At 64.0% G+C, this 19,012-nt stretch carries 18 protein-coding genes; 7 read left to right on the top strand and 11 right to left on the bottom strand.

Annotation, left to right across the window (positions count from 1 at the left end; all coding sequences use genetic code 11):
• Nucleotides 1-2: 2 nt before the first annotated feature.
• Nucleotides 3-1,706, top strand: coding sequence for an FAD-dependent oxidoreductase (locus BO1_RS18175; RefSeq protein ID WP_028218782.1), 1,704 nt, complete (start codon nt 3-5; stop codon nt 1,704-1,706).
• A 51-nt stretch (nt 1,707-1,757) separates the two neighbouring features.
• A complete protein-coding gene (locus BO1_RS18180; protein ID WP_028218783.1) occupies nt 1,758-1,943 on the top strand; it encodes a DUF2783 domain-containing protein in 186 nt (61 codons plus the stop codon).
• Between the two features lie 71 nt (nt 1,944-2,014).
• Here BO1_RS18180 and BO1_RS61775 read toward each other — a convergent pair whose 3' ends face one another.
• The 7 genes from BO1_RS61775 to BO1_RS18215 all read right to left on the bottom strand — a co-directional run bounded on the left by BO1_RS61775 (nt 2,015) and on the right by BO1_RS18215 (nt 10,171).
• Nucleotides 2,015-2,698, bottom strand: coding sequence for a LuxR family transcriptional regulator (locus BO1_RS61775; RefSeq protein ID WP_156992310.1), 684 nt, complete (start codon nt 2,696-2,698; stop codon nt 2,015-2,017).
• A 552-nt stretch (nt 2,699-3,250) separates the two neighbouring features.
• Complete coding sequence (gene ggt, locus BO1_RS18190; protein WP_028218785.1) at nt 3,251-5,017, bottom strand: gamma-glutamyltransferase; 1,767 nt, start codon at nt 5,015-5,017, stop codon at nt 3,251-3,253.
• Between the two features lie 167 nt (nt 5,018-5,184).
• Nucleotides 5,185-6,588, bottom strand: a complete 1,404-nt coding sequence (locus tag BO1_RS18195) for an MFS transporter (protein WP_028218786.1) — start codon at nt 6,586-6,588, stop codon at nt 5,185-5,187.
• A gap of 231 nt (nt 6,589-6,819) precedes the next feature.
• Nucleotides 6,820-7,599, bottom strand: a complete 780-nt coding sequence (locus BO1_RS18200; RefSeq protein ID WP_028218787.1) for a phosphocholine cytidylyltransferase family protein — start codon at nt 7,597-7,599, stop codon at nt 6,820-6,822.
• A gap of 21 nt (nt 7,600-7,620) precedes the next feature.
• The gene (locus tag BO1_RS18205; protein ID WP_028218788.1) at nt 7,621-8,631 is read right to left on the bottom strand and encodes a flippase-like domain-containing protein; all 1,011 of its coding nucleotides are present in this window, start codon (nt 8,629-8,631) and stop codon (nt 7,621-7,623) included.
• Nucleotides 8,628-9,464, bottom strand: coding sequence for a HalD/BesD family halogenase (locus BO1_RS18210; RefSeq protein ID WP_028218789.1), 837 nt, complete (start codon nt 9,462-9,464; stop codon nt 8,628-8,630). Before BO1_RS18210 ends, BO1_RS18205 begins: the two co-directional genes overlap by 4 nt.
• Nucleotides 9,461-10,171, bottom strand: coding sequence for a CDP-alcohol phosphatidyltransferase family protein (locus tag BO1_RS18215; RefSeq protein ID WP_028218790.1), 711 nt, complete (start codon nt 10,169-10,171; stop codon nt 9,461-9,463). The genes BO1_RS18210 and BO1_RS18215 overlap by 4 nt, the downstream gene beginning before the upstream one ends.
• Nucleotides 10,172-10,401: 230 nt before the next feature.
• Here BO1_RS18215 and BO1_RS18220 point away from each other — a divergent pair, with 230 nt between their 5' ends.
• The gene (locus tag BO1_RS18220) at nt 10,402-10,836 is read left to right on the top strand and encodes a hypothetical protein (protein ID WP_028218791.1); all 435 of its coding nucleotides are present in this window, start codon (nt 10,402-10,404) and stop codon (nt 10,834-10,836) included.
• 58 nt (nt 10,837-10,894) lie between these two features.
• On the opposite strand, the gene BO1_RS18225 is transcribed toward BO1_RS18220, so the two are convergent.
• Entirely contained in the window at nt 10,895-11,419 is a 525-nt protein-coding gene (locus BO1_RS18225; RefSeq protein WP_028218792.1) for a hypothetical protein, read from the bottom strand.
• Nucleotides 11,420-12,145: 726 nt separating this feature from the next.
• Here BO1_RS18225 and BO1_RS18230 point away from each other — a divergent pair.
• The 3 genes from BO1_RS18230 to BO1_RS18240 all read left to right on the top strand — a co-directional run bounded on the left by BO1_RS18230 (nt 12,146) and on the right by BO1_RS18240 (nt 14,659).
• Nucleotides 12,146-13,309 carry a porin gene (locus BO1_RS18230; protein ID WP_028218793.1) on the top strand — a complete coding sequence of 388 codons (1,164 nt, stop codon included), beginning with the start codon at nt 12,146-12,148 and terminating at the stop codon, nt 13,307-13,309.
• Between the two features lie 386 nt (nt 13,310-13,695).
• Nucleotides 13,696-14,049, top strand: a complete 354-nt coding sequence (locus tag BO1_RS18235; RefSeq protein ID WP_028218794.1) for a hypothetical protein — start codon at nt 13,696-13,698, stop codon at nt 14,047-14,049.
• A gap of 103 nt (nt 14,050-14,152) precedes the next feature.
• Nucleotides 14,153-14,659 carry a metal-dependent hydrolase gene (locus BO1_RS18240; protein ID WP_028218795.1) on the top strand — a complete coding sequence of 169 codons (507 nt, stop codon included), beginning with the start codon at nt 14,153-14,155 and terminating at the stop codon, nt 14,657-14,659.
• A gap of 217 nt (nt 14,660-14,876) precedes the next feature.
• On the opposite strand, the gene amaB is transcribed toward BO1_RS18240, so the two are convergent.
• On the bottom strand, nt 14,877-16,376 hold the full coding sequence (amaB, locus tag BO1_RS18245; RefSeq protein ID WP_028218796.1) for an L-piperidine-6-carboxylate dehydrogenase: 1,500 nt from the start codon (nt 16,374-16,376) through the stop codon (nt 14,877-14,879).
• A 282-nt stretch (nt 16,377-16,658) separates the two neighbouring features.
• Nucleotides 16,659-16,862: a DUF6900 domain-containing protein gene (locus tag BO1_RS18250; protein WP_043285324.1), complete on the bottom strand. Its 204-nt coding sequence runs from the start codon at nt 16,860-16,862 to the stop codon at nt 16,659-16,661.
• A gap of 323 nt (nt 16,863-17,185) precedes the next feature.
• Between BO1_RS18250 and BO1_RS18255 the strand changes: the two genes are divergently transcribed.
• Entirely contained in the window at nt 17,186-17,860 is a 675-nt protein-coding gene (locus BO1_RS18255) for a helix-turn-helix domain-containing protein (RefSeq protein WP_028218798.1), read from the top strand.
• 16 nt (nt 17,861-17,876) lie between these two features.
• Here the strand turns inward: BO1_RS18255 and pcaQ are convergent, their stop codons facing one another.
• Nucleotides 17,877-18,923: a pca operon transcription factor PcaQ gene (gene pcaQ, locus BO1_RS51575; protein WP_043285326.1), complete on the bottom strand. Its 1,047-nt coding sequence runs from the start codon at nt 18,921-18,923 to the stop codon at nt 17,877-17,879.
• Between the last annotated feature and the right edge of the window lie 89 nt (nt 18,924-19,012).

Below are 19,012 nucleotides of genomic sequence, written 5' to 3' on the forward strand. Positions count from 1 at the left end.
TCATGAGCACCGAATTCAAGCCCTATCCGTTCGAGGCGAAGCACTACGACGCCCGCCTGCCCGAACTCGTCGACGGCCGCGAACCAGCGCGCCATCCGGTCATGATCGTCGGCGGCGGCCCGGTCGGCTTCGCCATTGCGCTGGGGCTCGCGAAGCACGGCGTGCGCTCGGTGCTGATCGAGGCCGACGAATCGGTCTGCTATGGCAGCCGCGCGATCTGCATTTCACGCCGCAGCCTCGAGATCATCGAGCGTCTCGGCGCGCTCGACGGATTTCTCGCGAAGGGCCTGCCATGGACCGGCGGACGCAGCTTCTATCGCAACGACGAGGTCCTGCACTTCACGATGCCGCAGGACGAGAACCAGAAGCTGCCGCCGATGGTGAACCTCGCCCAGTACCACATCGAGCAGTTCCTGCTCGACGCGGCCGAGCGGCATGCCGACCTGATCGAGATCCGCTGGCGCACTCGCGTGACGGCCGTGCAGCAGGACGCGCACGGCGCAACGCTCACGCTCGCAACGCCCGCAGGCGAATACGAGACCCGCGCCGACTGGCTCGTCGCCGCGGACGGCGGGCGCAGCACGGTTCGCGACGCGCTGGGCCTGAAGCTCACCGGAACGAGCTACGAGGGCCGCTACGTGATCGTCGACATCCTGCTCGACAGCACGCGCCCCACCGAGCGACTCGCCTACTTCGACCCGGCCTCGAACCCGGGCTCGACCGTGCTCGTGCACAAGCAGCCCGACAACGTCTGGCGCATCGACTATCAGCTGCGCGACGGCGAGGACGCCGATGAGGCCGTCAAGCCCGAAAACGTGATGCCCCGCGTGCAGAGCCTGCTGGACATGATGGGCGAGACCGCGCCGTGGTCGCCCATCTGGATCACGATCTACAAGGCCAACGCCCTCACGCTCGAGCGCTATCGCCACGGCCGCGTGCTGTTCGCGGGCGACGCGGCGCACCTCGTGCCGATCTTCGGCGTGCGCGGCGCGAATTCGGGCATCGACGACGCCGACAACCTCGCGTGGAAACTCGCCTGGGTGGTGCAAGGGCGCGCAGGCGCGCGGCTGCTCGACAGTTATTCCGACGAGCGCGTATTCGCGACGCACGAGAACCTGAGCTACGGCACGAAGAGCACCGAATTCATGGCGCCACCCTCGTTCGCATTCGAGTTGATGCGCACCGCCGTGCTGAGCCTCGCGCTCGCGCATCCCGGCGTGCGCTCGCTGATCAACCCGCGCCAGACCTCGGCGATTGCCTATACGGCTTCGCCGCTGAACGCGGTTTCCGATCCGCTCGTGAGCGGCCCGGCGCCCGGTGCGGTGCTGCCCGAATGCCCATTGTCGATCTTCGATCGCGGCGCAATGCGCGAGGGCCATCTGACCGATCTCGTCGGACCACGCTTCACGGCGCTCTATTTCAGCGCGAACGGTACGGTGCCGTCCGCCGTCGACGCGCTCGAGACGGTGCTCGCCTCGCGCAACGTGCCGTTCGCGCTCGTGCCGCTCGCGCAGCACGCGCCTGCCGACGCGACGCGCCGCTGCGGCTGGGACCACACGGGCCGGCTCTTCCCGATGTACGGCGCCGCGGCGGACACGCTCTATCTCGTGCGCCCCGACGGCCACGTGCTCGGCCGCTGGCAAGGCGCCGGCGACACGCTGGCACAACGCGCGCTGGACGCCCTCGATCACGCATTGCGTGCCTGAGGCGCGTTGCCCGCACAACCGAAAACGATGTAACCCGCACTGGAGAACCTCATGACAGACAGCGAACTCGACATGGTCTACACACGGCTGTGCAAGACCATGACCGATCTGGGCGAGGCCAACGCCCCGCTCTTCCTGGCACGCTTCGCGCTGCTCGCGATGGAGCGGATCGGCAATGCCGAGACCTCGCTCGACCTGATCGACGCGGCCCGCAAAGGCATGTCGATGCCGCAATAAGGCACGGAAAAAGCGGGATCCCCTGCAAGCGCAGGCACGTCCCGTTGCCGATACACAACGCGCCGGCTCGATCAGCGCCGCGACAACTGCACCAGCCGCGCGAGCCGCGAGCGATTGTTGATGCCGAGTTTCTGAAACGAACGATCGAGGTGCGTACGCACGGTCGTATAGGAAATGCCGAGCCGCTGCGCAATCTCCTTGTCCAGCAGTCCCTCGGCCGCAAGCACGACCACCTCGCGCTCGCGAGGCGTGAGACGCCCGAACAGATCATCTCCCGATTGCACCCTCTCCTCTGGCGTGACCGCCACGGGCGCATCATTCGCCTTCGTCAGACCGGCTTCTCTGCGCGAGCGCGCCAGTGCCGCGGTGAAGGCCGGCCGGATCAGCTCGAGCAAGGCAAGTTCATGATCGGAAAAATTCTCCCGGTGTTTACCGCGCCAGATCCGCAGATCACCGATGTTCTCGTCGCCGTCCCAGGCGAACAGGTTCAAGCCCCAGTACAGGCCGTCACGACGCAGGAAATCATTGAAGAATTCGGTGTGCGCGAGCACGTCGTGCGGCACCACGTCGGTCACGCGCACCGCCTCACGGCGGTTCTGCAATGTCGGCATGAGTGGATCGCAAAACTGGAAATAGCGTTCGTAATTGCCGAGATTGTCCGCGGACATGTTGACGGCCACGCGATGCACGAACGCGCCCTGCACGGCATCCCAGACGTAGGACCCCATGTAGTCCGCGCGCAGCAGATCGAGCATGCGCCGCCCCACTTCGAGCCGCAGGACGTCCTCCGGCAAGGTGCGGTCGGCCAGCAGCTTGAAGACGTCAGCGAGCAACGCCAGTTCGCGGCTTGTGAGTTGCATGCGCGGCGTGATGGACCATGGTTGAAAAGCGCCTGTGTCGCCTCCGGGCCGGGCCCGTTGCCGTTGCGTGCGCAGACATCCGGGCAGCCGCAAACCATTAGAGCGCAGTTGGCGTGCCCCACCCATTCAAGAAAACCCGCGCACACAAACGCGCCCTGAAAAGAAAAACGGGCGGCCAGGGCCGCCCAGGAAAACACACGCCGGCTGGGTTTTCACGCCGCCGGAATTTGCATACTACGCGACGATCCAGGTCGCCGAGTCCTCATTAAAGAGGACAAAACGCCAGCAAACGTTCATTGGATGCGAGCTTGATACGTATGCGCCTGAAGCGCGGCGCGCCGACCCAAATTTAGGAAAACTGGGTCGGCATTTTTTTCTTATCGGCAACCCAATTCGCAACATTGAAGCGCAACGGCCGGCAAACTCTACCGACACCTGCGTCCCTGGTCACTGCACCACGCGCGTCACGCCACGTCCGCGCGGATCAGCCGCCGCCTCCGGCGTATCGCCATCGATACGGATCGCCTGAATGTCGCCGCTGAAGTCCTGGCCCTTGAGCACATAGCCCCTGGCCTCGACCTTCTTCGCGAGATCGCCGTCGATCGGTTGGTACGGCTCCCAGAAAATCGTATTGGGCGGCAGCAGTTGATGGTGGAAGCGCATCGCGGCAACCGCGTCCTTCAGCGGCATCTTGAAGTCATAGATGTTGTTGATGACCTGGAAGATCGACGTGAAGATGCGCGAGCCGCCCGGCGTGCCGATCACGAGCGCCACCTTGCCGTCCTTCGTGAGGATCGTGGGCGTCATCGACGAAAGCGGACGCTTCTTTGGCGCAATCGCATTCGCATCGCTGCCCACCACACCGAACATGTTCGGCACACCGGGCTTGGACGAGAAGTCGTCCATTTCGTCGTTCAGCACGATGCCCGCGCCCGGCACCACCACGCCCGAGCCGAAGTAGCCGTTGATCGTATAGGTGTTCGACACGGCGTTACCCCACTTGTCGACCACCGAGAAGTGCGTCGTCTCGGCCTTCTCGGGCATCTTGTTGCCGTGCGCCTCGTCCGCCATCTGCGGCATCGACGTACCGAGGCCCGGCTGCACGCTCTTCGTGTCCGACAGCTTCACGGGATCCACTTCGGCGGCGCGTTTGGCAAGATAGGCGTCGGCGGTGAGCTGCTCGACCGGCACCTTGTAGAAGTCGGGGTCGCCGAGATACTGTGCGCGGTCGGCGAATACGCGCTTTTCGATCTCAGCGATCAGATGGATGTATTCCGGCGAATTCAGCGGCACGTCCTTGAACTCCGGCGCGAGCATCGCCTTCATCTTGAGCAGCTGCACGAGGCCCACGCCGCCCGAGCTCGGCGGCGGCGCGGTGATCACCTCATAGCCGTTCCAGCTGGCCTCCACCGGCTGGCGCCAGACTGCCTTGTACTCCTGCAGATCGCGCTTCGTAATGAGGCCGTTGCCCTTCATCGCCGTCGCGATCAGGTCGGCGGTCTTGCCGTCGTAGAAGTCCTTCGCACCCTGGTTCGCGATGCGCGTCAGCACATTGGCGAGATCGGGCTGCTTGAACGTCGCGCCCTCCTTCATGGCGGCAAAGTACTGGTCGAAATTGGTCTTGCCGCCGAATTCCTTCGACGCTTCTTCGCGGCGCTTCGCAAGTTGCTCGTCCACGACGAAGCCGTCGCGCGCGTACTTGATCGCGGGCTGGAGCACCTGCTTCCATTGCAGCTTGCCGAAGCGGCGCTGCGCTTCCCACATGCCCTCGACGGTGCCCGGCACGCCCACGGCGTCGTAGCCATAGAGGCTCTTGCCCTCGATCACGTTGCCCTTGTCGTCGAGGTACATATTGCGCGTGGCGGCCAGCGGTGCGCGCTCGCGATAGTCAAGGAAGTACGGCTTGCCGTTCACGTAGAGCGTCATGAAGCCGCCACCGCCGATGTTGCCGGCTTCCGGATACGTAACGGCCAGCGAGAAGGCGATGGCGACCGCCGCATCGACGGCATTGCCGCCTTCCTTGAAGATCTGCTCGGCGGCGTCGGCGGCGTATTTGTCGGCCACGGCAACTGCCGATGCGTTCAGGATTGCGGGGCGTTGCTGCGTGTCCTTCGCGAATGCGGGCGTGGCTTCGAGAAAGCCTGCGGACAGCGTGGAAAGCGAAACGATTGCGAAAGCAACGGCGGAAATTTTCGTTCTATTGACCCACTTCATTCAGTCACCTCCATGATTTAGTTCATCGAGCACCAGCTTGCAACCCGGCAATTCAAGCGACTTTCAGCCTGGTTGTTGCGCTTATAGCACGCCACACAAACGTTTGCGATCAGGCCTGCCGCCAATACCTTTCACGAGACAAGCACAAGTGAAATCGCGCGGGCAGATCAGTTGGGGCCGCGCCTTCCACGCGCAATTTCCTCGCCTGCATTGGCGGGCAGACGCATCGTCACCGGAATCGAGGCCACGGAGAAAAGTGCGACGACGAAGAACGCCGGCCAGAAGTCGGTCCACACGATGGTCGAATGTCCCTGTATCCGATGCGAAACCTGCAGCACGATCCCGGCGATGGTCACGCCGAGCCCCAGTGAAACCTGTTGGATCACGCTGGCGACGCTCGTCGCGCGTCCAATCTCTTTGGTGGGGATATCGGCGTAAGCGAGCGAGTTCAGGCCGCTGAACTGGAGCGAAGGAAACACACCGCCCAACAGCACCACGAGCCAGATGAGCCATACCGGCGTGCCCGGAGTGAACAGGCCATATACAGCGATGGACACGCCCGCCAGCGCGGCGTTGACGATCAAGGTGCGGCGAAAGCCGAAGCGGCCGAGCACGTGCGAGACGACCGACTTCATGAAGATCGAGCCGAACGCCGAAGCGCAGGTGATTGCGCCCGAAACGAACGCCGTCATGCCGAGCCCTTCCTGCAGCGTGAGCGGCAGCAGGAAAGGCACGGCGCCGAGTCCGATGCGAAACAGCGAGCCACCCGCCACGCTCGCATTGAAACTCGGGATGCGCAAAAATTTCAGATCGAGAACGGGCCGTTCGGCGCGTTGCGCGTAGAGCCAGTACGCGGCGAGCAAGAGCGCGCCCACCACGCACATCGTCACGGCTTTCCCATTGGAAACCAGTTCGCCGCCCACGAACGACAGCCCGAGCATGAAGAGCGAAGCGCCGCCCGCGGAGAGGATGAAGCCGAACCAGTCGAGCGGTCCCGGATGCTCCTCGTGCATGTTCGCGATGTGCCGGTTCGCGAGCCAGATGCCGAGCAGGCCAATCGGAATGTTGACGAAGAAAATCAGCCGCCAGTGCAGATACGTCGTGATGAAGCCGCCGAGCGGCGGCCCCATCACCGGACCCAGCAAGGCCGGCACGGTGAGATAGTTGACCGCGCGAATGAAGTCCGACTTGGGCAGCGAGCGAAAGATGATGATGCGGCCCACCGGCACCATCATCGCGCCGCCGATACCTTGCACGAAGCGCGCCGCCACGAACATCTCGAGCGACCTGGACGCGGCGCACAATAGCGAGCCCGCCATGAAGATGCCGATGGCGGTGCGAAACACGTTGCGCGAGCCGAAGCGGTCGGCCACCCAGCCGCAAATGGGAATGAACACCCCCAGCCCGATCACATAGCTCGTGACGGCGAGTTTGAGGGTGATGGGGCTCTGGCCGAGGTCGCGGGCCATCGCGGGGAGCGCTGTGACGATGACCGTCGCGTCCACGTTCTCCATGAACATCGAGCACGCGACGATGAGCGGAACGATGAAAGTGCCGAGAGCAAGGGGCATGGGCAGGAACGACAGTCAGCGTGGCTGATGGCGTAAAGCTGCCATTATGGCACCGTGTTGCCGAAAACGGTGAGGCCGCAACAGATGAAGCAATGCATAAAAATACGCGGTGAGCGCCGGAAAAAGCACAAGGGCCGCGAAACCCACCGCCGCACTCACGCGGCTATGGACTTCACGGCCCTCTTCATGGCCATCTCAAGACAGCGGCGAAAACCGCGGCTCAGACCACCATCAAAGCGCCGTCTGCTTCACGCGGCTCACGACCGGCGCCAGTTGCGGGAGCACCTGTTCCGTGGCGCGCGTCACGTCGTTAGGGAAGTCGATTTCGATCCACGGCGCGCCAGTCACTTCCGCGGTTTCGAACTCGCTGCCGCGTTCGAGCAGCAAATCACGCAGCGCTTCTTCGTGCGGCATGTTCGCTCGACCCGAATCGACATAGCCCTCGACGATCTGCGCAAAGCGGCGCGCCGTCGCTTCGTTCAGGCGGAAGAAGCCAACCGATTCGCCGATCGTGTCGTACTGCAGCCCGACCGCAAGCTGCTTGCGCAGCTCGACAGGCACGCCATCGCGCAGGCACAGCTTCACGGGCTCGTCGCCGGCCTCGAAGTCGCGGTCGATCAACAGGCGGTTGGCCGGGGCCTCGCCCGCCACGAGCGGCGCGAACACGCGCTCGTCGTAGAGCACGTCGGCGTCCATCAGCAGCACGTCGCCGCCGCGCGTGAGCGCTTCGGCCGTGCGATGCACCGTGAGCACGCTGCCCAGGTCGAAGCGCGGATTGAGCACCACCTCGACCTCATGCGGCCAGCCGATGCGCTTGAGCTCGGCCTCGACCAGTTCCGGCTGGAAGCCGAGCGCGAGCACGACTTCGGTGACGCCCGCCGACTCGAGCATCTGCAGATGGCGTTCGAGCAGCGACACGCCCTCGAATTGCAGCAGACATTTCGGAAACTGTTCTCCAGCCGGTTGCTGAAGGCGCAGGCCGAGGCCTGCCGCGAGAATGATGGCGCGCATGCGTTCCTTGGGAGAAAAAGGTCAATCGGCGACTTCAACGGCGGGCACGCGCACGGCGCGCCTGCGTTGCCAGCTACGTTCGCTGATATGCAGATACAGCAGGCCCGGCAGACCGAGCACGATCTCTCGCGCGCGCTTGGCGAGCGAGAGCGCGAGTGCCGCCTCGGGCGGCAGGCCGACGAGCGGCGCGAGCAGCAGATAGCCGCCCTCCTGCACGCCGAGCGAGCCGGGAATGGCAAAAGCCGCGCCGCGAATGGCCTGGCCGATGCTTTCGAGCAGCAGCGCATCGACCCAGCCGACGGGATGGCCGAGAAAGCGCAGCGCGAGCCACACTTCCACGATGCCGACGAGCCAGCCCACGAAGCTCAGCGCGAAGCTGGCCGCCACGCGGGCGCGATCGGCATAGAGCGTTTTCACGGCAGCGTCGATGGCGTCGGCGCGCGTGGTGAGCGAGGACCAGTCGCGCTTGCCGAACACCTTCGAGGCGAGCCGCAGCACGCGGCCGAACAGCCCACGGCGCTGCGCGACGTAGAAAAGGCCGATCAGGGCGCCAAGCACGCCAGTGGCGATCAACGCGGCCACGCCGAGATCGCGCGGCGCGCCGTTGGCGGCATAGACGGAAAAGAGCGCGATGCCGAACACCGCGAAGACGATCTGCGCGAGTGCCTGCAACGTCGTGCTCACCGTGATGGCCGCCGCCGCGTCGCGCATGGGCATGCCACGCTGGGCGAGCTGCCGCACCATGACGACGGGACCGCCGATCTGCCCGGCCGGCAGCAGGCTGTTCACGGACTCGCCGCTCCAGCGTGCGAGCAGCGCATCGCGCTGGCCGACCGGCTCGCTTTTGCGAAACAGCACGGCGATCGCGCCTGCATCGAGCGCGAGCGGCACAAGGTGGAAGGCGGCGACCAGCGCGAGCCCCCAGCCTGCTGCCGCGAGCGCGCCCGTCACCGAGCCGAGACCCTGCCAGGCGAGCAGCGCAATGAACAGTGCCGTGCCGATCGACAACAGCAAAATGGCGGCACGATTCACGCCGACCCTCCAGCCTTGCCGCCGCCAGCCCGCGCGGACTGGAGCGCCTTGCGGAACACCTGGCGGAAGCCAAAGTACGCGATCGCGTCCTTCATGTTCGAGATGAAGCGCCGCCACGGGCGCATGTTCGGGTTCGTCACGTATTCGAACGTGAGCGAGACGCGCACTTCGCCCTCGCGGCTCGGCGTGACGCGATGGCGCAGCTTGTCGCCATCGAACAGCACGAGCGCGCCCGGCGGATATTGCACGGCGCCCGGCTCGTCGGCCTTGCTGGCGTCGCGGGTGTGCAACTCGTAGTCGAGGATGCACGAGGAGTCGTCGATCACGCCGAACAACACGGTATAGCGGCGGCCGTCGTAATACGAGGTGTCGTAATGCCAGCCGATGTGATCGCCTGCACGCGTGTAGTAATAGAGCGCGTACGCGTGCGGATCGTCTTCCGGCGAAAGCTGGAGCCGGTCGCCCGTGATCTTTTCGAGCCACGCGATGAGCTTCGGCGAGCGGTACAGCTCAGCGATATACGGCTGCAAGCGGTCGATCGTGTGACGGCTCACGCTGCCGCCGGCCTTGTGGCCCGGGATGAAATTGCGATTGACCTCGGGCATGAGCGCGTTGGCGGCGTCGATGAGCCGCTGCGTCGCCTCGGGAGGCAGGAAATCGGAGAGGTAGAGGAACGAGCCCTGATCCACGTACTCGCCGCGCAGCCGGTCCGAGTCCAGCTTGCCCAGCGCGCGGCCGATCGCGACATCGGGCTCGCCCGACTGAACAGCCGACTGCGCACCGGCGGCACGCATATTGACGGCGACTTGTTCTTCTTCTGCTTGCACACTCATCTGCTGATCCAGACCTGACGGGTTTCCTTGGCTGGCCTCACGCGGCGCGTGACGCGCCAGTAGTCGAGCACCACGTAAATGGCAAAGAGCGGCGCGCCAATGGACGCGGCCACGACGAACGGCGAGACGATCCCGGTGAGCGTGACGAGCGGCAACAGATAGAGCACGTCTTCTGTTTCGAAGCCGCCGACGAACGCCTGCTGGGTGCCGGCCTTGCCGGCCATTTCCTCGATGCGCATGCGCAGAAAGAAGATCGCTGCGACCGCCACGCCGGCGACACCGCCGAGCAAGACAGGCGGCACGTGCCATTGGGTCCCGGCGGAGCCGGCGGCAGCCGCTGCGGCACCGAGCCCGTACCCCATGCCGAGGAACAGGAGCACGGTCGTTACGGCGTCGGCGGCGAGATCGTAGAAATGGCCGATTCGACTGGTTTTACCACTGATTCGCGCGAGTTCGCCGTCGGTGTGATCAACGAAATTCGACAAAACAATCAAAAATGCGCCAATATTGACGTGCAGAAAGTCGCCGCGCGCCAGATAGAACGCGCCAACGAGGCCGATCAAGAGGCGCAGCGTGGTCAGATGATTGGGCGTGACGCAGGTACGCACGAGCGGCGTGACGAGCCAGCGCGCCGCGCGCGCATCCCACGTGCGCGGTCGCGGCACCGCTTGCGGAGCCGGTTTTGCAGATTTGTTTGTTCCAGTCATAACCGGGAAATAATATACGGCTTCCAGAAAACTTGCAGGCTTTCCGGCTGGCGAATAGAAGCTGAAAGGTAGTGGGGCCGTATGGCGTACGGGCCGCGCGTCATGGTCCCCCGATGCGGCCCCGCAAGCAAGTTCGCGCGAACCCGCGTACAGTGCAACGCTTCGCACCGGCCCATCAGGGATCGCGTGGATACCCTTCGGCGTTGGCGCCGCCCATAGTCAGAATTCCAATGAAACGTCTTACCTTTGCTGCTTTTCTGCTCGCGGCGCTGCCCTTCGTGCCGCTCACCGGCCATGCCGCCGCCCTCGACGATGCGCTGACCTGCAAGGAGTCGGCGCACGACTTCATCTCAGGGCTCATCGACCAGCAGTTGATCGACGCCAAGCCGATGAAGGTCGAAAGCAATTCGATCAACGCGTTCTGGCCGGCGCACGGCCAGCATCTGACTGCCTACGGCTTCAAGGTGTTCGCGATCGTGGGCTTCCAGCAGGACGACCCGCTCTTCCAGACCGGCAATGGCAAGCCGATTGCCCGTTCGGCCTACGGCGCAGTGGTCGTGGCCACGCAGGCCAGGGTGAAGGCGGCGGCCGACGCCGCCGGCAACACCGCGATCATCTATCATGCCGGGCCGCTGCTGACGGCCATCTTCTGCCAGCAGGACTAACAGCGTTCACGGGACTCGCTGCCCCGTCCACGCCGGGTTGCGCGACCGTGTGCGTCAGTCAATCGATGCGGCCGAAGCCGCCTTCGGCCCACGCCTGCGCGCGCGCCTTGTTCAGCTTGAAGGTGGGCGCGACGCGCATCTGCGCGATCTGCTCGCCAAACGCATCGAGCGCCGTGAGCAGCGCGTAGGGCTCGTATTCGTCGGGCACGATGTCGAGGGTCACGTCGATGTCGCCGTCGCCCGTGCTCAGGCCCACGCGCTTGTGCAGCAGCGCGTGCAATTGCTGCTCGTGGCGACGCAACACCTCGGACGCGGTTTTCACGAGCGTGTTGAACGCCGCGGTATCGAGCGGCTTCGGGTTCTTCTTGTCGCGGCCCATGGTCCATGGGCCGACCAGCGCCGGCTCCGGCTCGCCGTCCTTGATCATTTCGACGGCCCAGCCGTCGTCGTCCTCATTTTTGATGACGCGCGCCGTCCAGCCATCCTTGCGCCACAGGCGCGGTTCCTGGACCACTTCGGCCGAATCGGCGTTCGGGTCCTCAAAAGTGTCCTCGGGAATGACAGCGGGAGAAGAATCGGTCATGGCGGTTTCCATCGGGTTCTGCGGAGACTGCCCGTTGCATCGCGGGCAGGGGCAAGATTTTAACCGCAAGCGCCCGACCGGCGGTCACCGGGGCCGGCCGGCACCCCTTTGCGCCTCGTCATGACATCGCCGGGATTCAACCGGAATTCCAATAGAGCGAATAAAGAAAATAGCTGAGCGGCATGCGCGCTCGAATGCGGCGATATGTCTCGTTTCATTTATTGCAATACTGTCTTTCACATCTCAGATCGAACGAAAATCAATTCGATGGAGATGGCAAAAAAAACGCGGCCCGAGAGCCGCGTAAAACAGATGAAAAAAGACCACCCTTGGTCAAGGGGTAGACACATTGTACCGTCAGAATCCGCGACCATAGATCGCACAATCTGGAACAGTACCTTTCAGAAATCGAGGGAAATATCCCGCAATAAATCTCGTATTGGCCCTCATGCCCGCCACGCAAGCCATCGCCGGCGTCGTGCTCACACAACATAATCTCGAATGGTGCATTTTGTCGCATCTTCGGTCATTTTTAAAAAATGCTTTCTACGCAGTGACTTATCAACGCCAATCTCGTTATTTCCATTTCAAAAATGGTTTGTTGCGTCAGACAAAGCAAGCCGCCGAGATTGCCGGAATACACTTCGTTCGAATCTTCAGACCACGGAAATCACTGCGGCACGCGTTTTCCGTGAGATTCCCAAGTACTGTCCGGAGTTAAAAATCATGAAAAAAACCCTTATCCTCGCTGGCGTTCTCGGTGCATTCGCAATGAGCGCTCACGCGCAAAGCAGCGTGACGCTATACGGCTCGCTCGATGCCGGCATTGTCTATGCGAACAATGCGGGTGGTCACAGCCTGTGGGCGCAGGGCAGCGGCGCGATGTCGAACAACTACTTCGGCCTGAAAGGCGCTGAAGACCTCGGCGGCGGCCTGAAGGCGATCTTCACGTTGGAGAGCGGCTTCAACCTCAATAACGGCGGCTACAAGAACGGCGACAACGGCTTCAACCGTCAAGCCTTCGTCGGCCTGCAAAGCGATCAGTACGGCGCGCTCACCCTCGGCCGCCAGTACGACTCGATGAACCAGTACCTGGCGCCGCTCTCGGAAGCCGGTCTCGGCTTCGGCAACAACCTGGCCGGTCACCCGTTCGACAACGACAACTTCGCACAGTCGTTCTCGATCAAGAATGCGGTCAAGTACTCGAGCGCGAACTACGCGGGCTTCCAGTTCGGCGGCATGTATGGCTTCTCGAACGAGGCCGACGGCTTCGCCAACAGCCGCGCATGGAGCGCCGGCGCGTCCTACAACAATGGCCCGCTCAATGTGGCGGCCGGCTACCTGCAACTGAACAACTCGGGCAACTACGGCGGCAACCTGAACGGCGCGGCCTCGGCTGACCAGAATATTTCGGCTCGCCTGCAGCGTTCGTTCGGCGTCGGCGCGAACTACACGTACGGCCCGGCGCAAGTCGGCTTCGTGTGGTCGCACTCGCAGATCGACGGCCTGCAAAGCCTCGGCAGCGGCGGCATGAATCTCGCCGGCATCAGCGGCCTGAACCTGCACCTCGACAACTACGAAATCAACGGCGCCTACCACCTCACCCCGGCGCTCGCGTTCGTGGGCTCGTACACGTTCACCGACGGCACCGTGACCGGCACCGGCACCGGCGATCAGAGCCCGAAGTGGCACACCGTCGTGCTCGGCACCGACTACTCGCTCAGCAAGCGCACCGACGTCTATCTCGCCGGCGTGTACCAGCATGCTTCGGGTTCGCTCGGCGTTCAGAACGGCGCGGCTGTGGCCAACGTCGCGGCAATCAACACGCTGTCGCCGTCGACGACGAACAACCAGGTCGCCGCAACGATCGGTCTGCGTCACCGCTTCTAACGCGCACCGGCTTGCGTCTCGCGGCGCAAGCCGTCGGGCAGGCGGCGCGATCCGCCGCCTTGCCCGCTCGCTGCCCAACGCACATGCTGTACGACCGCATGTGCGTTTTTTCTTTGCTTCCTTCGCGCGGCTTTTCTGCGTCCTCTGCCTTGCCCCCTGGCCGGACCTTGCTCCGAATTTTCGCGATTTCGGATCGTCAACTTTCGTCGCGGTCATCGCTTCGATGATCGGCCTGCCATCTCGCCGGGCGCTTTCTCTTCCTCTGTTGCATCTTTTTACTTCTACGTGAGCCTGCGCTGTCAGACCCGTGCGTATACTCATGCACATGTTCGCCGCAACGCATTTCGCGTTGCTTTTCGCCAGGCATCCGCCACGACGCTCATGTCATGAATACCCTCACGCAACGCCTTGTCGCCGCCCTGCCGCTCGCACTCGTCGCCGCCTGCGGATCGTCGCCATCCAACACCGCTTCCGATAGCGACGTGATCGTCTACGCGTCTTCGGCACGCTCGCCTTCATCGATCGCAAGTTGCCTCGAAGACCGCTTGTCGCGCGCATATGAATCGCATTCGGGCAACGCGACCGAACTCGCGATTGGCTCGCGATCGAACGCATCGTACTTCGTCACGCTCACGCCGAACGGTTATGGATCGGTGATTCGCGTGACGCACGGCGCGTCCAGCTCGAACGATCCACCTGAGGAAGAAATGCGCTTCGACGTGGCGCGCTGCACGACCTGATGTCTCGATCGGCGCGCGATAAATTCTGCGCGTCGCCCCCTGTCACGAAGCCGTCGCATCTGCGAAGATTGCGCCCTCTTTCGACTTTGCACTACACCGCTTCATGGCATCAGGGACCGCACATCACGCCACCGGCTGGGCCGCCGGCGTCATCGCCGCCGCAATCGTCACGCACACCAGGACGGACAGTCCCTGGCATCTCTACGCCGCACTGGCGTTCATCGCAGGCGTGGCGGGCGGTACCGCGCCCGACTGGCTCGAAGTTGCGTGGTGGAGCAAGAAGCGCCGGCTGTGGATTACCCATCGCACGTTCACGCATTGGGGCGTCGGCTGGATTGCCTTGCTACTGTGGTCGTATCGCGGGCTCGGACATCTCGCTGTTGCCGCGCCGGCATTCGGCTTCGCGTGCGGCGGGCTGATCCACTTGTTCGCGGACTGGCCGAATCCGCTTGGCGTGCCCTGGATCGTCCGTCGCCACTCACTGAACCTGTGGCGAAGCGGCCGATGCGATTTGATCGTCGTGGCAGCTTCGTGGGTTGCCGCGTGGTTCTTCGCGGTGCATGGCGTGCCGCATAGCTGGTCGCTCGAACCGCTGCGCCGGCTCGCCTGAGACGTGCAGCGGATGCGCTCCCGGTGCGCGGTCGCGCTCCGGGAGCGGTTAGCCGCTGGACATCGCGCTGCGCCATTTGATCTGCAATCCCAAGTAAATGGGCGATGGGCACTTTGCTTTGGTATGGCTGTCCCGATGCGTGACTACCTGATGCAGGCTCAGCGTCTTCATGCCGGACGGCAGCACGCGTGCCGCGCCACCGCCCGGGACGCGACACTCAATCGAGCGAGAAATCGATACCCTGCGCCAGCGGCAGTGCCGACGAATAGTTGACGGTATTGGTCGCGCGCCGCATGTACCCCTTCCACGCGTCCGAACCCGACTCGCGGCCGCCTCCCGTTTCCTTCTCGCCGCCGAATGCGCCGCCGATTTCCGCGCCGCTCGGCCCGATATTGACGTTCGCGATACCGCAATCGCTGCCCGATGCCGAAAGGAAACACTCGGCTTCGCGCAAATCCGTCGTGAACACGCACGAAGACAAGCCGTGCGCGGCCGCATTGTTCGCTGCTACGGCTTCGTCGAAGTCGCGATATTTCATGACGTAGAGAATCGGCGCAAAGGTTTCCTTTACGACAATCTCGCTTTGCGCCGGCATCTCCGCCAGCGCGGGCCGAACGTAATAGCCGTTTGGCAAGCCGTCGACGGCAACGCGCTCGCCACCCGTGACGACCCCGCCTTCGGCCCGGGCGCGCTCGAGCGCGGCCTGCATGCGCTCGAACGCGTGGGCGTCGATGAGCGGCCCCATCAAGGTGCCCGCAGTGAGCGGATTTCCGATCGGCACCTTCGCATAGAGCTGCTTGAGCCGCTCGAGCGTTGCGTCATAGATGCTCTCGTGCACAAACAGGCGCCGCAGCGACGTGCAGCGCTGCCCGGCCGTGCCGACTGCGGAGAACAGAATCGCGCGCAAAGCCAGTTCGCGGTCGGCGCTCGGCGTCACGATCCCTGCATTGTTCCCACCGAGTTCGAGAATCGAGCGTCCGAAGCGCTGGGCAACCGCAACGCCTACTGCGCGGCCCATTTCCGTGCTGCCGGTAGCGCTGACGATGGCGGCCCGCGGATCGGCCACGAGCTTCGCGCCAACGTCGCGCCCGCCCACCACGAGCGAAACGAGAGCTTGCGGCGCATCGCCGAACGCAAGCATGGCATCGCCCATGATTTTCTGCACCGCAAGCGCGGTGAGCGGCGTTTTCTCCGAAGGTTTCCAGATCACGGGATTACCGCAGACCAGTGCAAGCGCGGCATTCCAGGACCAGACGGCGACGGGAAAATTGAACGCGGAGATGACGGCGCACACGCCCATTGGGTGCCAGCTCTCAGCCATGCGATGCCCCGGGCGCTCCGACGCGATGGTCAGACCATAGAGCTGCCGCGACAAGCCAACGGCGAAGTCGCAGATATCGATCATTTCCTGGACTTCGCCCAGCCCCTCCTGAAGGATCTTCCCGGCCTCCAGCGACACGAGGCTGCCGAGCGCCTCCTTGCGCGCGCGCAGACGCTCGCCCAGCAGGCGCACCAGCTCGCCGCGGCGCGGCGCCGGCACGTTGCGCCACTGAAGAAATGCCGCCTGCGCGCGGGCCAGCGCGGCATCGACGTCCGCGGCCGAGTAGCTTGCCACCCGCCCGATCAGCTCGCCCGATATCGGCGATCTCACCTCGATCTCACCCGCCCAGGCTGCTTCTGAAATGCCGAGGTCGGCAAGAATGCGTGCTGCGTCCATGACCTTTCCTTTATTTCCGATAAGAAACAAACTGTGGTGGACTGACTATACACGGGGGAAAATGGTGCAGCAAGGCGAAGGAGTCGGCGCTCCCCTCATGCCGCATGACAGGACGGCGGCGGGCGCCGCGTCGCGATTTTGTGCTGTCGCGCATTGCGCGAAAGCTCGGGAGCCGGAATTTCCGATCGGAAACATCGACCGAGGGATGCGGGACGGTCAGGCACTCGCGTGACGATGCGGGAAGTCACGCGTGACGCTCGTGTTCGCGCCCGTGCGCCGCACTCAGGACTCTTCGATGCATTCGGCGCGGCCCACACGGAGACCGACGATCAGCCCCGCGTCATACGCAGCTTCAAGCGCACGGCCAACGTCTTCCACACTCACCAGGTGGTAGTCCACGGTCTGCTTGCCCGTCAACTCGAAGTCTTCGATACCGAGCGTTCTCCGCGATATGGCTAACAATAGTTCGAGACGTTCGTCGCGCATTTTCTTCTCCAAACTTGATGTATGTCATCAAATCAAATAGTAAGGATCGCCATACGGTTCGTCGCGTGACCGCGCGACGCATATCGAGGCTCCATTCGAATTCTTACTGTATTGAAAGACAACTTCCGCGACGACAAGATCCGCGAAAATCTTTAAAGATGGTTAATTCGGTTCCCTGAACGGTTCGAATCGAAGAAATGCGAGCCCACGCGTTTCGGCATGCGGACTGCGAACGTTAGCCGTCTGGCCGATGTTTCCTAAAGGCGACGATTTGCTATGATCGGAAACGTGCCAGAACACTCGCTCCTGCCCTTCTAACGCTCATGGACACCACGCTTACGCAATCGGCGGCTTCGTCGTCCGCAGATCTCGGCCGCCGCGTCCGCGCCGCCCGCCTTGCCCTCGACCTGACGCTCGAGCACGCGAGCCACGTGTGTGGCGTGTCGCGCTCCACGCTCTCCAAAATCGAGAATGGGCTGATGTCGCCCACCTTCGACGTGCTGCAGAAGATCGTTGCCGGATTGAAGATCGACTTGGGCGAGCTGTTTGGCTCGACGCCGAAGCTCGACTTCGGCGGCCGCCGCGCGCTCACGCGTCACGGCGCGGGCAAGCCGCACGCGTATCGCGGCTACGAGATGGAGTTGCTCGCCACGGAGCTCGCGCACAAGGCGATGCTGCCGTTTCTCGTGCGCATCACCGCCCATTCGGTGGACGCGTTCGACGACTGGGGGCGCCACGAGGGCGAAGAGTTCATCTATGTGATCAGCGGCAGCATCTGTCTGCATACCGAGCTCTACACGCCCACGCATCTCGGGACCGGGGACAGCCTCTACTTCGACAGCCGCACCGGCCACTTTGCCGTTTCCACCAGCAAGGAGGACGCGGTGGTGCTCTGGATGTCGACGGGCGCCGCGGTGCCGGGCGCGTTCGAAGCCGCCGAACCGGCGCCGCCCCCCAGCAAACCGCCCCGTTCCAAAAAGAAACTTCCGGCAGCCTGAGGCGCGGGCCGCTGCGTCAGCCTTCGGCGTCGCCTGAGCGCCCTTTCCGCCCCTTGGGCCCAGTAACGGCCGCCGCGCCCGGACGACGGCGCGCGCGCCTCACTGCCGGTTTCGCATGCACCGCCGCGTCGCGCTCGCGCGCCGCCTGTCTCACCGCGTCGATCAACGCGCGCCCTGCGGCCGTCGGTTGCGTGTCGGTACGCTGGATCAGGCCGACGGGCTCCTCGCCGCCCGCGCTCGGCAGCGGCAGGCGCACCAGTGTGCCCGCGCGCAGATCGTATTCGACCGCCCCCGACGGCACGAACCAGACCGCGTCGTTCTCGAGCGCAAGCGCACGCCCAACCGAAACCGAGAGCAATTCGACGAACGAGGTGAGCGGCGGCGCGCCCCACGCCGCCAGCAGACTGTCCGCGGCCTGCCGGATCAGCGTCCCGAACGGCGGCAGCACGAGCGGAAACTGCGTGGGGAACTGCGCCAGCGGCGGCGCCGATCCGGCCTCCTGCGCGAGCGGATGACCCGCGCGCACGACCACTGCCATCGGCTCGTTGTAGAGCTGCTCGAAACTCAGGCCCACCATGCGCTCCGGATCCGCGAGTCGCCCCACCGCGAAACTGATCGCCCCCGCTTTCAGGCGCTCGAGCAACTCCGCATTGGCCGCCGTCATGAGACGCACGCTCACGCGCGGCCACTCGCCCGCGAAGTGCCGCAGCGCAGTCGGCACGAGTGCGGTCGCCACGGTCGGCAACACGCCGATGTCGAGCGTTGCCGCCACCGCCCCCTCTTCGCGCGCAAGCAGCGCAACGCCCTGGCGTAGCGCGCTCACACACGCGCTCGCGTGCGGCATGAAAAGCTGCCCCTCACGCGTGGGCACCGCCCCGTGCCGCCCGCGCTCGAACAGCTTCACGCCGAGCGCCGACTCGAGCTCGGCAATCGTCTTCGAAACCGCCGGCTGGGTAATCGAAAGGCTCTCGGCCGCCTGCTGCACGCTGCCGAACTGCGCAACCGCGAGAAAGCACTGGAGATGGCGAAATTTGACGCGTGAGTCCGCAAGCCGGTTTTGCATAACGATTGGTTATACGAAGCGCGAGAAAACGTCATTTTGCATAACTTTTCGCCTTGGATAAAGTGGCGGCATGCGTGCGCTGCGACCGT

This window comes from Paraburkholderia oxyphila NBRC 105797 (assembly GCF_000685075.1).
GTDB classification, from domain to species: Bacteria; Pseudomonadota; Gammaproteobacteria; order Burkholderiales; family Burkholderiaceae; genus Paraburkholderia; species Paraburkholderia oxyphila.

Excerpts from the sequence above, each read along its gene's own strand:
- BO1_RS18175 (WP_028218782.1), top strand. The coding sequence starts at position 3 with ATGAGCACCGAATTCAAGCCCTATCCGTTCGAGGCGAAGCACTACGAC.
- BO1_RS18180 (WP_028218783.1), top strand. The coding sequence starts at position 1,758 with ATGACAGACAGCGAACTCGACATGGTCTACACACGGCTGTGCAAGACC.
- BO1_RS61775 (WP_156992310.1), bottom strand. The coding sequence starts at position 2,698 with ATGCTCGATCTGCTGCGCGCGGACTACATGGGGTCCTACGTCTGGGAT.
- ggt (WP_028218785.1), bottom strand. The coding sequence starts at position 5,017 with ATGAAGTGGGTCAATAGAACGAAAATTTCCGCCGTTGCTTTCGCAATC.
- BO1_RS18195 (WP_028218786.1), bottom strand. The coding sequence starts at position 6,588 with ATGCCCCTTGCTCTCGGCACTTTCATCGTTCCGCTCATCGTCGCGTGC.
- BO1_RS18200 (WP_028218787.1), bottom strand. The coding sequence starts at position 7,599 with ATGCGCGCCATCATTCTCGCGGCAGGCCTCGGCCTGCGCCTTCAGCAA.
- BO1_RS18210 (WP_028218789.1), bottom strand. The coding sequence starts at position 9,464 with ATGAGTGTGCAAGCAGAAGAAGAACAAGTCGCCGTCAATATGCGTGCC.
- BO1_RS18215 (WP_028218790.1), bottom strand. The coding sequence starts at position 10,171 with ATGACTGGAACAAACAAATCTGCAAAACCGGCTCCGCAAGCGGTGCCG.
- BO1_RS18220 (WP_028218791.1), top strand. The coding sequence starts at position 10,402 with ATGAAACGTCTTACCTTTGCTGCTTTTCTGCTCGCGGCGCTGCCCTTC.
- BO1_RS18225 (WP_028218792.1), bottom strand. The coding sequence starts at position 11,419 with ATGACCGATTCTTCTCCCGCTGTCATTCCCGAGGACACTTTTGAGGAC.
- BO1_RS18230 (WP_028218793.1), top strand. The coding sequence starts at position 12,146 with ATGAAAAAAACCCTTATCCTCGCTGGCGTTCTCGGTGCATTCGCAATG.
- BO1_RS18235 (WP_028218794.1), top strand. The coding sequence starts at position 13,696 with ATGAATACCCTCACGCAACGCCTTGTCGCCGCCCTGCCGCTCGCACTC.
- BO1_RS18240 (WP_028218795.1), top strand. The coding sequence starts at position 14,153 with ATGGCATCAGGGACCGCACATCACGCCACCGGCTGGGCCGCCGGCGTC.
- amaB (WP_028218796.1), bottom strand. The coding sequence starts at position 16,376 with ATGGACGCAGCACGCATTCTTGCCGACCTCGGCATTTCAGAAGCAGCC.
- BO1_RS18250 (WP_043285324.1), bottom strand. The coding sequence starts at position 16,862 with ATGCGCGACGAACGTCTCGAACTATTGTTAGCCATATCGCGGAGAACG.
- BO1_RS18255 (WP_028218798.1), top strand. The coding sequence starts at position 17,186 with ATGGACACCACGCTTACGCAATCGGCGGCTTCGTCGTCCGCAGATCTC.
- pcaQ (WP_043285326.1), bottom strand. The coding sequence starts at position 18,923 with ATGCAAAACCGGCTTGCGGACTCACGCGTCAAATTTCGCCATCTCCAG.